The organism is Micromonospora sp. SD19 (genome assembly GCF_054462275.1).
On the sequence record NZ_JBTLMN010000002.1, the window covers coordinates 1,006,142 to 1,019,406 of the forward strand.

11 protein-coding genes are annotated in these 13,265 nt (G+C 72.7%); 4 read left to right on the plus strand and 7 right to left on the minus strand.

The window, feature by feature from the left end; all coding sequences use genetic code 11:
- Nucleotides 1-50: 50 nt before the first annotated feature.
- Nucleotides 51-695 (plus strand): maleylpyruvate isomerase N-terminal domain-containing protein, encoded by a 645-nt coding sequence (locus ACX27O_RS11850; protein ID WP_357639357.1) that lies wholly within the window; start codon nucleotides 51-53, stop codon nucleotides 693-695.
- Nucleotides 696-876: 181 nt separating this feature from the next.
- Here ACX27O_RS11850 and ACX27O_RS11855 read toward each other — a convergent pair whose 3' ends face one another.
- From ACX27O_RS11855 to ACX27O_RS11875, 5 genes are all read right to left on the minus strand, one after another.
- Nucleotides 877-2,160 (minus strand): citrate synthase, encoded by a 1,284-nt coding sequence (locus tag ACX27O_RS11855; protein WP_030332612.1) that lies wholly within the window; start codon nucleotides 2,158-2,160, stop codon nucleotides 877-879.
- Between the two features lie 256 nt (nucleotides 2,161-2,416).
- The gene (locus ACX27O_RS11860; RefSeq protein ID WP_210867012.1) at nucleotides 2,417-4,462 is read right to left on the minus strand and encodes a sulfatase-like hydrolase/transferase; all 2,046 of its coding nucleotides are present in this window, start codon (nucleotides 4,460-4,462) and stop codon (nucleotides 2,417-2,419) included.
- On the minus strand, nucleotides 4,455-5,888 hold the full coding sequence (locus ACX27O_RS11865; RefSeq protein ID WP_210867011.1) for a class I SAM-dependent methyltransferase: 1,434 nt from the start codon (nucleotides 5,886-5,888) through the stop codon (nucleotides 4,455-4,457). The genes ACX27O_RS11860 and ACX27O_RS11865 overlap by 8 nt, the downstream gene beginning before the upstream one ends.
- 17 nt (nucleotides 5,889-5,905) lie before the next feature.
- Nucleotides 5,906-6,055 (minus strand): hypothetical protein, encoded by a 150-nt coding sequence (locus ACX27O_RS11870; protein WP_165947858.1) that lies wholly within the window; start codon nucleotides 6,053-6,055, stop codon nucleotides 5,906-5,908.
- Between the two features lie 217 nt (nucleotides 6,056-6,272).
- Complete coding sequence (locus tag ACX27O_RS11875; protein ID WP_458939411.1) at nucleotides 6,273-8,114, minus strand: glycoside hydrolase family 15 protein; 1,842 nt, start codon at nucleotides 8,112-8,114, stop codon at nucleotides 6,273-6,275.
- Nucleotides 8,115-8,182: 68 nt separating this feature from the next.
- Between ACX27O_RS11875 and ACX27O_RS11880 the strand changes: the two genes are divergently transcribed.
- From ACX27O_RS11880 to ACX27O_RS11890, 3 genes are read left to right on the plus strand one after another with little or no spacing between them, the layout of a single operon-like run.
- Nucleotides 8,183-9,397 (plus strand): D-arabinono-1,4-lactone oxidase, encoded by a 1,215-nt coding sequence (locus tag ACX27O_RS11880; RefSeq protein ID WP_400445740.1) that lies wholly within the window; start codon nucleotides 8,183-8,185, stop codon nucleotides 9,395-9,397.
- Complete coding sequence (locus ACX27O_RS11885; protein WP_030332602.1) at nucleotides 9,397-9,771, plus strand: sensory rhodopsin transducer; 375 nt, start codon at nucleotides 9,397-9,399, stop codon at nucleotides 9,769-9,771. Before ACX27O_RS11880 ends, ACX27O_RS11885 begins: the two co-directional genes overlap by 1 nt.
- A 47-nt stretch (nucleotides 9,772-9,818) precedes the next feature.
- Nucleotides 9,819-10,943, plus strand: coding sequence for an FUSC family protein (locus ACX27O_RS11890; protein ID WP_400445737.1), 1,125 nt, complete (start codon nucleotides 9,819-9,821; stop codon nucleotides 10,941-10,943).
- Nucleotides 10,944-10,955: 12 nt separating this feature from the next.
- Here ACX27O_RS11890 and ACX27O_RS11895 read toward each other — a convergent pair whose 3' ends face one another.
- Nucleotides 10,956-12,467, minus strand: a complete 1,512-nt coding sequence (locus tag ACX27O_RS11895; RefSeq protein ID WP_400445735.1) for a sensor histidine kinase — start codon at nucleotides 12,465-12,467, stop codon at nucleotides 10,956-10,958.
- On the minus strand, nucleotides 12,445-13,191 hold the full coding sequence (locus ACX27O_RS11900) for a response regulator transcription factor (protein ID WP_400445732.1): 747 nt from the start codon (nucleotides 13,189-13,191) through the stop codon (nucleotides 12,445-12,447). Before ACX27O_RS11900 ends, ACX27O_RS11895 begins: the two co-directional genes overlap by 23 nt.
- Nucleotides 13,192-13,265: the final 74 nt, after the last annotated feature.

Here is a 13,265-nt window from a genome sequence, read left to right on the forward strand (position 1 = left end):
CCGGGCCGCGCCGCTCGGCGCCTGTCGGCCGGTCCTGCCAGAATGTGCTGATGTTTCGCGCTGTCGACGCCCTGGATGCCGCCTTTCCGACCGCCGCCGCCGTCGCGCTGGACCTGATCCGACGCCCCGAGGTGACCGAGCGGTGGTCACACCCGAGCGCGCTGCCACACCTGTCGGTGGGTGGCCTGGCGTGCCACCTGGGACGTCAGGCGGTCCGCGCCGCCGAGTTGCTGCCGATGCCGACCGACCTACCGACGTTGGATTCGGCGGACGACCACTACGCGCAGGCACCGTGGGTCAGCGAGGGCACCCCGGACGAGAAGTCGGTCGCCGAGAGCAACGACGAGGCGGACGCGGCCCGCGGACCGGCCGACCTGCACGCCCGCTGCGCCCAGGCGCTGGAAGTGGTCGGCGACCTGCTCTCCCGGGGTGCCGCCGGTGAGGTCGTGCCGATCCCGTGGCAGGGCTGGTCGTTGCGGCGCGGGGACTTCCTGCTCACCCGCCAGCTGGAGATCGTCGTGCACTCCGACGACCTCGCGGTGAGCGTCGGCGTACCCACGCCGGAGTTCCCGGCGGACGTCTTCGACCCCGTCCGGGACCTGCTGGTCCGCCTGGCGGTGCGCCGCCGTGGTCAGTCGGCGCTGATCAGCGCCCTGAGCCGCAGCGAGCGGTCCCAGGACATCTCGGCATTCTGACTCCCGGCGGTGCCCGGTCGTGATCGACTCGGCTTCCTGAAAGTCGGGGTGTCCCGGACCGAGGAACACCGCGCCTTCAAGAATCCCGAGTCGATCAAGGCCGATCGGGCACGGCCAGAGCGGAAACGCGGCAGGCCGCCGACCCGGGGGGTCGACGGCCTGCTGTGCAACGAAGAGCGGGTCAGCGCTCGCCGAAGGGGACGTAGTTCCGCTCGGCGGAGCCGACGTAGACCTGCCGCGGGCGGCCAATCTTGGTCTCCGGGTCGTTGATCATCTCGCGCCACTGGGCGATCCAGCCGGGCAGCCGGCCGAGCGCGAAGAGCACAGTGAACATCTTGGTCGGGAAGCCCATGGCCTTGTAGATCAGACCGGTGTAGAAGTCCACGTTCGGGTAGAGCCGACGCGACACGAAGAAGTCGTCGGCGAGGGCGATCTCCTCCAGCTCCATGGCGATGTCCAGCAGCGGGTCGGGCTTGGCCATCCGGCCCAGCACGTCCTGCGCGGCCTTCTTGACGATCGCCGCCCGCGGGTCGTAGTTCTTGTAGACCCGGTGGCCGAAGCCCATCAGCTTGACGCCGTCCTGCTTGTCCTTGACCTTGCGGACGAAGGACCGGACGTCGTCGTCGCCAGCGTGGATCTGCTGGAGCATCTCCAGCACCGCCTGGTTGGCGCCGCCGTGCAGGGGGCCGAACAGCGCGTTCACGCCGGCCGAGACCGAGGCGAACAGGTTGGCGTTGCTGGAGCCGACCAGCCGGACTGTCGACGTGGAGCAGTTCTGCTCGTGGTCGGCGTGCAGGACGAAGAGCATGTCCAGCACCTTCGACATCACCGGGTCGACCTCGTACGGCTCCGCCGGCACGCCGAACGTCATCCGCAGCAGGTTGTCCACGTAGCCCAGCGAGTTGTCCGGGTACAGCAGCGGCTGACCGATGGACTTCTTGTACGCGTACGAGGCGATGGTGGGGACCTTGGCCATCAGCCGGACCGTGGAGATCTCCACGTGCTCGGAGTCGAACGGGTCCAGGCTGTCCTGGTAAAAGGTGGACAGGGCGCTCACCGCGGACGAGAGCACCGCCATCGGGTGGGCGTCCCGGGGGAAGCCGTCGAAGAAGCGACGCATCTCCTCGTGCAGCAGCGAGTGGCGCCGAATCCACTCGGTGAACTCGGTCAGCTGCTGCTCGGTCGGCAGCTCACCGTAGATGAGCAGGTAGGAGACCTCCAGGAAGGAGGACTTCTCGGCCAGCTGCTCGATCGGGTACCCCCGGTAACGCAGGATGCCCGCGTCGCCGTCGATGTAGGTGATCGCGGATGAGGCAGCGGCGGTGTTGACGAAACCGGGGTCGTACGTGGTCATCCCGGTTTCCTTCAGCAGCTTGCTCACCCCGATACCGGCGGGGCCCTCGACCGCAGGATGCACCGGCATCGACAGCTGCCCACCGGGGTGATCGAGCTTGACTTCCGTCATGTGGTTCCTCGCTTCGCCGGCAGATCTACGTTGAATTGCCTTCGCTTCTACCGTAATTGCGGCTCGGGGGACAACGCCCGCCGTGGTTCGGCGGTGAGGTATGCGTCACCCGATTCCCGACCAGGCGGCCGGGAAACCCGGCATCCCGCCAACCGGGACCGGACCGGACCGGACCCGGAAGCCAGGCCGGACCGACCCCCGGCAACCAGGCCGGGCCAACCCCGGTAACCGGGCTGGGCCGACCCCGGAGGCCAGGTCACGACAGGGTGAGGCGGCGCAGCGCACCGTCCGCCGCGACCTGGTAGACGTCGAGTGTGTTGGTGCCGGCGTGGAACAGCTTGTCGTCGGCGAGCAGCGCGGCGAACCGGCGTCCGCCGGGGTCGGCCGGCACCACCGGGACGACCGCGCCGACGCGACCGTTGACGGCGACGGCGAGCAGGGTGCCGTCCGGGATCCGGTCCGGGACGTCGCCCCAGACCAGCGCCGGCAGGGTGCCGGTGTCCGGGTCGGTGGCGGTGAACGCGGCCAGGTCGGCGACCCGGGCGCTGCCGGCGGCCGGGCCGGCGCGTACCTCGGTGCCGACCAGAGGGTGCGGTGTGGGCAGCGGCGGCGGGGTGGGTACGCCGCCGGGGAAGGTGACCGGTTCGCCGGGGCGGTCGTAGAAGTGCTTCGTACCGTCGGTGCGGGGCGCCTGCCGGGCGGAGCGCCCGTCGACCCGCCAGGGCAACCGGATGCCGGCCTCGTCGGCAACCGTCGGCAGCAGGTCGACGTGTTCCCAGTTGCGATCGTCGACCCGGCCGGTCTGCTGCCGGGGTTCCTTGACGAACGTCGGCACCCAGGCGACCTCGCCGGCGGCGGCCTTGATGGCGTCCATGCCCCGGCCCTGGGCGCCGGGGCGGAAGCTCACCCCGTGGTCGGCGGTCACCACGACGAGCGCCTGGTCGTAGAGGCCGCTGGCGCGCAGCGTCCGCAGTGTCTCGCCGATCAGCCGGTCGGTGTAGCCGAGCTGGGCGAGGTGCCGCTGCCGGGCCAGGTCGACCCAGCCGGCGCCGTCGTTGGGCAGGTCCTCGGGGGCGTCGTAGCGCGCACCGGACGGCAGGTACGCCCACGGTGAGTGCGGCATCAGCAGGTGCAGGAAGTGCAGGGTGGGGCGGGCGGTCGGCTTCAGGCCGGCCAGGAAGCTGGTGAACCGGGCCGGTTGGTTGTCGTCCAGGCTGTCCCACCGGAACTTCGGGTCGGCCGGCACCGGTTCGGCGGCGTCCAGGCCGGCTTCGGCCCGGGTCTGCTCGCGATAGGAGTCTTCCGGGTCGACGGTGCTCTCGGTCGGCCCGGCGACCCGGCCGAGCAGTTTGCCGGTCTCGCGGACCAGCACGCCCATCCCCTGTTCCGGGGTGACCGGCTGTTCGCACCGGCTGGGTGGGCACAGCCGGGTGATGCTCTCCTCGGCCTTGATGTCGTAGAGGCCGCCGAAGGCGGTGAAGATGTTGTCCGGGTACTGCGAGTAGTGCGGGGCGACGGGCTTCGCCGGGTAGCGGCCGGTCAGCATCGCCGGCAGCGCGTTCGGTGTCCACCCGCTGACCCCTGTCGAGTTGCGGTACCAGGTGGAGGCTCCGGCCAGTTCGGCGAAGTGCGGGTACCGCCCGGCGTCGATCTGTCCGTCCGGGCCGAGCAGGCTGACCAGTGGCAGCTCGTCGAGAATCAGCATGACCACCGGTGGGTGCACGGCCGAACCCTGCGCGGTCCCTGCCGCACCGCCGTCGCCGCGCGGCAGGACCACCGCCGAGGTGGGCGAGACGAGCAGGAAGAGCGCCACGAAGGCCACCGGGCCGGCGGCGGCCAGTCGCAGGACCCGGCCCGGCGCCCGCCACCGCCGGTGCGCGAGCGCGCCGGCGGCTCCGGCCAGCACGGCCACCAGCAGCAGCGGTACGCCCCGAAGCGGCGTCACGTGCCGGCCCACCTGCACGGCGAGCGCGGCGACCAGCAGCCCGACCAGCCCGGTGTGGGTGACGGCGCGGGCGGTCCGGCCGGCGAGTCGGCTGAGCGCCCCGAGCAGCGCCACCGCGACGGTGGGGACCACCGTCACCAGGGCGACCAGCAGCAGGATCTCGGCCGGGTCGGCGCGGTGGAAGAGGAAGAAGTCGGGGCTGCGGCCGAGCACGTCCAGCAGGGGTTGGGTGACCACGAGACCGACCAGCGCGACGATCTCCAGCAGCCGGCCCAGCTCTGCGCGCCAGCCCCGCTCCCACCGCCCGGCCGGCGGGTCCGGCAGGGCGGGCGGGTCGACGGAGGCCGGTTCAGCCACCCATCACCGTCCGGTAGAGGGTGCGGGTGCCCGAGGGCAGCTCCAGCCGGTCGGTGATCCGACCCCGGGCGGCGAGCACCGTCTCGAAGGCGTCGCGGCGGTAGTCCGGGAAGAGGCCGGCGGGCTTGTTGGCCAGCAGCCGGGTCGCCATCGGGTCCTCCGGGTGGACGAACTCCACCACCACCGCCCCGCCCGGTGCGGTCAGCCCGGCGAGCCAGTCGACGACCTCCGGCAGCGGCACGTTGCGCCCGATCGCCAGGTGGTGCACGACGGCCAGGGCGAGCACCACGTCGGCGGACGCCCGCTCGGCGAAGCCGGCCCGCTCGACGCCGCGCCAGCCGCCGCCCGGCGAGGGGTCGGCCAGGTCCAGCACCAGCGGCAGGATGCGGCGCTGCCCCTCGGAGCGCAGTTTGCGGTACAGCTCGTCGACGACGGCCGGGTCCTGCTCGACGGCGACCACGTAGTCGGCGTGCCCGGCCGCCAACCGGGAGTACCGGCCGTCGTTGGCGCCGAGGTCGAGCACCAGGCGGGGGCGGGTGCCGGCGGCAGCCACCGAGGCGGCCACGAACTGCTCCTTCGCCACCCGGTCGCGCACCGTGTAGCCGCAGGTGCGCTGGTAGTCCGACCAGTGGGTCCCGGCCGGGCGGTGCTCCAGCTTGCGGACCAGTTTCTCGATGCCGCGGACGGTGGCGAGCAGCAACTCCCGGGAGAAGCCGGCAGCCCGCAGTTGGTCGCGGACCTCGGTGGTGCTGGCGGCGGCGTTGCGTTGCTGCATGGCCCCGTGCAGGTGCAGGTGGGTCAGCACGCCGGGGCGCAGCCGGCGGGCACCGGTGAACAGGGGCCGCAGCTCGTCGGCCTCGATGCCGTCGACCCGGGCGCGCAGCCAGGGTTGGAAGTCGACGCCCAGGTGGGCCGTGAGCATCAGCGGGTAGAGCACTGTCTGGCAGAACTGCCGGTAGCCGGCCCACGGTTCGCCGTCGCGGACCGGTTCGAACGAGCCGATGTCGATGAAGACCGGTTCGGCGCCGCGCCACTGGAGGTTGTACGCGGAGCCGTCCTTGGTGGTGAAACCCTCGCCGAGCGCGGCGTTGAGGATCTCCAGGTGCAGCAGGGCGGCGTCGCGCAGCATGCTGAACGACCACTCGTACGGGTGGGAGACGAACGGGATGCGCTCGTGACGCAGCACGGCGGCCCACGGTGTTCCGGTCGCGGCGGGCACCAGTGTGGGCGGGGCGTCCTCGGTGGCGCAGACCTTGCGCGCGGCGACGAGCGCCGGAAAGAACGTGCTGCCGGTCAACGCCCGCCAGTGCTGCGCGGCCTGGGGGTCCAGCCCGCGCAGCACCTCGTCGCCGACGTGGAAGACCCGGTTGGCCGGGTCGCGGAAGGAGGCCGGCTCGGGCCGTACCCCGGTGGGTGAGATCGCCATGGTCGGGACTGGCCTGCTCAGCGCTGGTCGGTGGGTTGCCGGCGGAACCGGTCGACGAGCCGTCGCCAGTAGAGCTTCGCGGCGACCGCGGCGCCGGCCACCCCGCCCACGACCGCCTGCACGATCAGGCTGCCGGACCCCGCGTCCAGGTAGGCCAGATGTTCCACGGATCGCTCCTTGCCCTCGCCGTCTCGACACCGGCATCCCGGTCATCACCAATGAGGCTTTTAACCCGGAAAGCCGGACTTGTCCATCACCGTACGCTGGTCCCCGTTGCCGTCGCGGCCACATCGGCGGACTCCCAGACTCGGCACAGAATGCGGCAGCGACGGCCGGGCACGCCGGCACGCTGCGGACACGCGCTGGGACCTCACCGAGACGCGGTCAGCCGTCGGCTGTTCCCGGTCGCGCCGCCCGTTGCGCCCACGCGTGCAGCGCGTCGCGGTCGCCGGCACCGTCGAGGTTCAGCGCCGCCTCGATCAACGCCAGGTGGGTGAAGGCCTGCGGGTGGTTGCCCAACGCGGTGCCGTCGGCGTCGAGCTGCTCGGCGTACAGGCCGAGCGGCCCGGCGTACCCGCACAACTGGTCGAACAACTCGGCGGCCTGCTCGCGTCGCCCCGCCAGGACCAGGGCCGAGACCAGCTCGAAGCAGCAGAGCAGGAACGCGCCCTCCTGCCCGGGCAACCCGTCGTCGGCCGTGTACCGGCGGATGAGCGCCGGGGCGACGGCCAGATCCCGCCGGATGCGATCGATGGTGGACAGCACCCGTGGGTCGTCACCGGAGAGGAAGCCGACCAGGGGCATCCGCAGCAACGACGCGTCGAGTTCGGTCGAGTCGTACGCCAGCACAAAGCTGCCGATGCCGCTGTCGAAACCACGCTCGACGACCTCGGCGTGGATGGCGTCGCGCTCCCCGCGCCACCGCTCGACGGGGGCGTCGTGGTCGCCGACCAGGTCGGCGAGGCGGATGCCCCGGTCGAGGCAGACCCAGGCCATCATCTTCGAGTTGACGTAGTGCCGCAGCGGCCCGCGGATCTCCCAGACGCCGTGGTCCGGCTCCCGCCACCGGGTGGCCATGGTGTCCACGTGCCGGCGCAGCACCTGCCACTGCTCAGTGGTCAACTCACCGGTGAGCTGCTGGTACGACAGCGTGGCGTCGAGCACGTGCCCGTACGTGTCGAACTGCAGCTGGTGGGCGGCCTCGTTGCCGATACGCACCGGCCGTGAGTCGGCGTACCCGTCGAGGTGCTCAAGCACCGCCTCCTCGCGGGTCACCCCGTGGATCCCGACGAGGGGGGTGAGAACCTCGCCGGCACAATCGCACATGGTGAGCAGGAAGTGCAGGTAACGACGGCCCTCCTCGGCGTGACCCAGCCGGAACAGCGCGAGCAGCAGCAGCGCGGCGTCGCGGTGCCAGGTGAAGCGGTAGTCCCAGTTGCGCACGCCGCCGATCTCCTCGGGCAGCGAGGCGGTCGGCGCGGCGAGCAACGCACCGGTCTCGTCGAACGACAGGCCCCGCAGGACGGCCGCGCTGTGCCGCACCTCGGCGCTGCCCCGCCCGGTGTAGTCGGTACGGTCCGTCCACTCCCGCCAGGTCCGGCAGGTCCGCGCCAGCAGCTCGGCCGGGTCGACCTCGTCGATGCGGCCGGGGCCGTAACCGAGCAGTACGTCGACCGTCTGCCCCGCGCGCAGCACCGTTTCGGCGCGCAGCGTCGCGCCGTCGACCCGGAACGACAGCCCGGAACGCAGCCGCAGCCCCGCCTCGGCGGCCACCCACTGGCCGTGGTCCCACCGCCAGTCCACCGGGCGGGAACCGTACCCGGGGCGCGGTGTCACCTCGGCTCGTACCCGCACCGACCCGGCGCGCACGTGCAGGCGGCGCACCAGCAGCATGTCCGCGCGGAACGGCTGCGCCTCGTCGCCGGTCCGGACGGCGAGGAAGTCCTGACCGGTCGCGGTGCCACCGGCGGCCCGGTACGCGCTCTCCACCACCAGGGTGCCGGGCAGGTACCGGCGGACCGGCGCGGCGTCAGCGGCGACGGAGAAGGTGAACGCGCCACCGACGCGACGGTCCAGCAGCCGGGCGAAGACCGCGTCGCCCTCGAAGTGCGGCACACAGAACCAGTCGACAGCGCCGTCCGCGCCGATCAGCGCCCCGGTGTGGGTGTCGGAGAGGAACGCGTACGAGTCGATCGGCGGCGTGCTCGCGGAGCCGAAGGCCGGCACGCGACTGCCTACCCGGCGGGTCGGCGCGGAAACGCGACTACCGGTCATGCCGGTGGGTACCCCGCCGCATGCGACAGTTCGTCAACTGGTCCGGCAGCCTCTCGTTCACCCCGAGGGAGTTCGCCGAGCCGGCCGACGAGGACGCGGTGCGGGAGCTGGTCGTCCGGGCGCGGGAGTCCGGGCGGACGATCCGGCCGGTCGGGTCGGGCCACTCGTCGAGCCCGCTGACCCGCACCGACGACATCCTGCTCAGCGTCGACCGGCTCGCCGGTGTCATCGCCGAGGACGCCGACCGGGCGCGGGCCTGTGCGGGCACCAAACTCAAGGCCCTCGGTGAGGGCCTGTACGACGCCGGGCTGGCCATGGACAACCTCGGCGACGTGGACTACCAGTCGATCGCCGGCGCGACCGCCACCGGCACGCACGGCACCGGCGTCGGTTTCGGCAACCTGTGCACCCAGGTGGTCGGCGTCCGCCTGGTCACCGGCACCGGCGAGGTGCTGGACATCTCCGCCGACGACAACGCGGACCTGCTGCCGGCGGCCCGGCTCTCGCTGGGCGCTCTCGGGGTGGTCACCCAGGTCACCCTGGACGTGCAACAGCAGTACGAGCTGCGCCGTCGGGCGTGGTGCGCGCACGTCGACTGGACCCTCGACCACCTCGCCGAGTTGCAGCACACCAACCGCAACATGGACTTCTACTGGTACCCGCGCAGCGACCAGACCCAGATCCGCACCCTCAACCGGTCGGACGGGACGTCCGGCGAACGGGTGTGGGCCGCGCCACGGGTGCCGGACTCCGGCCCGTGGGGTGCGCCCCACGAGATCCGGTCCGGTCCGATCCACCGCACCATCCCCCGGGAACGGGAGCTGCGGTTCGAGGAGATCGAGTACATGCTGCCGTCGGAGGCGTTCCCGGCCTGCTTCGCCGAGGTCCGACGCCGGATCCTGCAACGGCACCGCACCGTCGTCGGCTGGCGGGTCCTGGTGCGCACCATCGCCGCCGACGACATCTGGTTGAGCAACGCGTACGGCCGACCGACCACCACCATCGCCTGCCTGCAGAACACGTCGCTGCCGTACGAGGACTACTTCCGGGACATGGAGGCGGTCTTCCGTCAGTACGGCGGCCGGCCGCACTGGGGCAAGAAGCACTGGATGACTGCCCGTGACCTGCGGCCGCTCTACCCGCGGTGGGACGACTTCCAGGACGCCCGCCGCCGGCTCGACCCGGACGGGGTGTTCCTCAGCCCCGACCTCGCCCGGCTGCTGGAGGAGAGCTGATGACCGAGATCGGGGCCCGCCTGTGGGTCGTGCCGGGCGGGCACATCCCGTTCCCCAGCACCGGCCCGGAGCCGGCGTTCACCAGCTTCGACCAGCTGTGCGTCCTGAACACCACCGACACCCGCGCCGACACCGAACTGCACCTCTACTACGCCGACGCCGAGCCGGTCGGCCCGTACGCCATCACCGTCGACGCCCGTCGGGTGCGCCACGTGCGGCTCAACGACCTGATCGACCCGGAGGCGGTGCGGCTCGACCGGCCGTACGGCTGTCTGCTGCGCTCCCCGGTCCCGGTGGTGGTGCAGTTCCTGCGCCAGGACACCCGGCTGCCCGGGGTGGTCGCCCTCACCGCGGCGATGGCGTACCCGGCGTAGCCGTTCGCCGCAGGTTCGGTCGGGGGCCGGGCCGGGTAGCCCCCGCCATGAGACTCACGGCCGGGACGCGGACGGCGGGCAGGCTGCGGACCCGCGCCGGGCGGGCCGTGCGGGAGAGTCGCCAGCGGATGCGGCTCTATCTGATCGTGGCGCTCCAGGCCGGTGTGGCTGCCGCCCTGGCCTGGCTGGTGGCCCGCGAACTGCTCGGCAACCCGGAGCCGACCTTCGCACCGGCCGCGGCGGTCGGTGTCATCGCGGCGTCGCTGGGCAACCGTGCTCACCGCGCGCTGGAGCTGGTCGCCGGGGTGGTGCTCGGCATCGGCGTGGGTGACCTGCTGATCAGTCTGTTCGGCACCGGCCCCTGGCAGACCGGTGCGATCGTCTTCCTGGCGATCACCGCGTCGGTGCTGGTACGCGGCACCGGCGCGCTGATGACCCAGGCCGGTGGTACCGCCGTGCTCATCGCCACCCTCACCCCGACCGCGCCGGACCTGGAGCTGCCCCGAACGATCAACGCCCTGGTCGGCGGGGCGGCGGGGCTGTTCGTGATGCTCGTCCTGCTGCCCCTCAACCCGATGCGGATGGTGCGCCGCTCCGCCGAGCCCGCCCTGAACCTGTTCGCCCGGGAGATGACCGCCTCGGCGCAGGCGCTGGCCGAGGCGGACTGGGGCCGCGCGCGGGCGGTGCTGGACCGGATGCGTGCCGCCGACCCGCAACTGCGCCAGCTCGTCGCCGTGACGACCGCCGCCGACGAGGTCGTCCGGCTCTCCCCGGTGCGGTGGCGACGACGCCGGGCGATCGCCACCTACCGGGCCGGGGTGACGCACATGGAGCGGGCCTTCCGCAACAGTCGCGGTCTGGTCCGCCGGATCGGCACCGCCCTACGCGACGAGGAACCGGTGCCGGCGGCCCTGCCCGCCGCCGTGGAGCACCTCGGCGAGGCGGTCCGGCTGCTGCACCGGGAGTTCGTGGCCGCGCAGGAGCCGGTGCGGGCCCGGGAGCGGGTGCTGCACGCCGTCCGGGAGGCGGGCGTGGCCTGCCGGCAGGATCTGGGTTTTTCCGGGACGATAGTGGTCTCCCAGCTGCGGACCGCCGCCAACGACCTCCTCCGGGCCACCGGCGTGCCCCGGGACGAGGCACGCCGGCTGGTCCGCGAGGCCGCCGCCGGCTGACCGGCGACCCGGTCACGCCGGTTCGGCGTCCGCTGTGGGATTCGGCAACCGGACGGTGAACACGGTCCGACCCGGACGGCTGTGCACCCCGACAGTGCCGTGGTGGGCCTCCACCACCGCCGCGACGATCGCGAGGCCGAGACCGGTGCTGCCCTGCGCGCGGGACCGGGAGCTGTCGCCCCGGGCGAAGCGCTCGAAGATCTCCGGTTGCAGCTGCGCCGGCACCCCCGGCCCGTCGTCGGCGACGGTGAGCACGGCGTCGGTGCCGTCGACGGCCAAAATGGTGGTGACGGTGCTGCCCGGCGGGGTGTGCACCCGGGCGTTGGTGAGCAGGTTCGCCACCACCTGGTGCAGCCGGGCGGCGTCGCCGGGCACCCGGATCGCCACCTCGGGCAGGTCGAGCTGCCAGCGGTGGTCGGGGCCGGCGACGTGCGCGTCGCTGACCGCGTCCACCACCAGGGCGGTCAGGTCGACCGGTTCGACAGCGAGGGGACGGCCGGTGTCGAGGCGGGCCAGCAGCAGCAGGTCGTCGACGAGGCTGGTCATCCGGGTGCTCTCCGACTCGACCCGGCGCAACGCGTGCGCCACGTCGGCGGGTACCTCGTCGCGGCCGCGCCGGGCCACCTCGGCGTAGCCGCGGATCGCCGCGAGTGGCGTGCGCAGTTCGTGGCTGGCGTCGGCGACGAACTGGCGTACCCGGGTCTCGCTGGCCTGCCGGGCGGCGAGCGCGTCGGCGACGTGGCCCAGCATCCGGTTCAGCGCCGCGCCGACCTGACCGACCTCGGTGCGTGGGTCGGTGTCGGCGGTCGGCACCCGGACCGCGAGCGCCACCTCCCCACGGTCCAGGGGCAGCTCGGTGACGCGGGTGGCGGTGGCGGCCACCCGGTGCAGCGGTCGCAGGGTGGCCCGCACGATCAACGCCCCGGCGGCACCGGCGATGACCAGCCCGATCGCGGCCACCCCGAGCTGCGCCGCGATCATCCCCCAGACGATCTCCTGGACGCCGGAGAGGGGGATCGCGACGACGCGTACCCGGCCGTCCCAGTACTGCCGGGCCACGGCCCGGTAGTCGCCGCGGTCACCGAGGTCGACGGTGCGCGGTGTGGTGTCGACCGGCAGGTCCGCCAGCGCGGCGACCTCCCCCACCGGCACGGACCGCGGGTCGGGGAACGCGTTGGAGGCGCTGTTGGTCAGGGTCCGGGCGCTGGTCACCCGGCCGTCGGTGATCTCGGCGACCACGGTGCCGGACGGCAACCCGGGTGGGATGCCCGGTCCGTTGCCGGGGAAGGCCGGCCGGCCCGGCCGGTCCCCCCGCATGGCCGTCGCGGGGGCCAGCTGGGCGTCCAGCCGGTCGATGAGGAAGTGCCGCAGCGCCACGGTGGTCAGGCCACCGATGGCGACGCTGACCAACGCCAGCAGCGCGAGCAGGGCGAACACCAGTCGGGTACGCAGGGAGCGCCCGGCCAGCCAGCCACGGACGGCGCGCAGCGGACGGCGGTGGCTACTCGGCGGGTTTGAGGACATAGCCCGCGCCGCGCAGTGTGTGGATCATCGGCGGCCGACCGGCGTCGATCTTCTTCCGCAGGTACGAGATGTACAGCTCCACCACGTTGGCCTGGCCGCCGAAGTCGTAGTTCCACACCCGGTCCAGGATCTGCGCCTTGCTGAGCACCCGGCGCGGGTTGCGCATCAGGTAGCGCAGCAGCTCGAACTCGGTGGCGGTGAGGGTGACGAGCTGGCCGCCCCGGCGGACCTCGTGGCTGTCCTCGTCGAGGCTGAGATCACCGACGGTCAGCACCGCCTCCTCCCGGGCGGCGACCGCGAGCCCGGAGCGGCGCAGCAACGCGCGCAGCCGGGCGATCACCTCCTCCAGGCTGAACGGTTTGGTGACGTAGTCGTCGCCGCCGACGGTCAACCCGGCGATGCGTTCCTCGACCGCGTCGCGGGCGGTCAGGAAGAGCACCGGCACGGTCGGGGCGTTCTCGCGCAGCCGGCGCAGCACCTGGAAGCCGTCCAGGTCGGGCAGCATCACGTCGAGCACCACCGCGTCCGGTTGGAACTGTCGGGCGGTGCTCAACGCCGCCATGCCGCTGCCGGCGGTGCGCACCTGCCACCCCTCGTAGCGCAGGGCCATCGACAGCAGGTCGGTGAGCGTGGGTTCGTCGTCGACGACCAGCACCCGGACGGGTTCACCGTCGGGGCGACGCAGCTCGATCCGGCTCGGCGCGGCCTGCCCGTTCATGACCATGCCCCCATCGTGGCCACGATGCCTGTGCCGGGCCCCTGCGGACGCTGTGTGCCAGCTGTGCGGCCGGGCCGCCG

Excerpts from the sequence above, each read along its gene's own strand:
- ACX27O_RS11850 (WP_357639357.1), top strand. The coding sequence starts at position 51 with ATGTTTCGCGCTGTCGACGCCCTGGATGCCGCCTTTCCGACCGCCGCC.
- ACX27O_RS11855 (WP_030332612.1), bottom strand. The coding sequence starts at position 2,160 with ATGACGGAAGTCAAGCTCGATCACCCCGGTGGGCAGCTGTCGATGCCG.
- ACX27O_RS11865 (WP_210867011.1), bottom strand. The coding sequence starts at position 5,888 with ATGGCGATCTCACCCACCGGGGTACGGCCCGAGCCGGCCTCCTTCCGC.
- ACX27O_RS11880 (WP_400445740.1), top strand. The coding sequence starts at position 8,183 with ATGCGACAGTTCGTCAACTGGTCCGGCAGCCTCTCGTTCACCCCGAGG.
- ACX27O_RS11885 (WP_030332602.1), top strand. The coding sequence starts at position 9,397 with ATGACCGAGATCGGGGCCCGCCTGTGGGTCGTGCCGGGCGGGCACATC.
- ACX27O_RS11890 (WP_400445737.1), top strand. The coding sequence starts at position 9,819 with ATGAGACTCACGGCCGGGACGCGGACGGCGGGCAGGCTGCGGACCCGC.
- ACX27O_RS11895 (WP_400445735.1), bottom strand. The coding sequence starts at position 12,467 with ATGTCCTCAAACCCGCCGAGTAGCCACCGCCGTCCGCTGCGCGCCGTC.
- ACX27O_RS11900 (WP_400445732.1), bottom strand. The coding sequence starts at position 13,191 with ATGGTCATGAACGGGCAGGCCGCGCCGAGCCGGATCGAGCTGCGTCGC.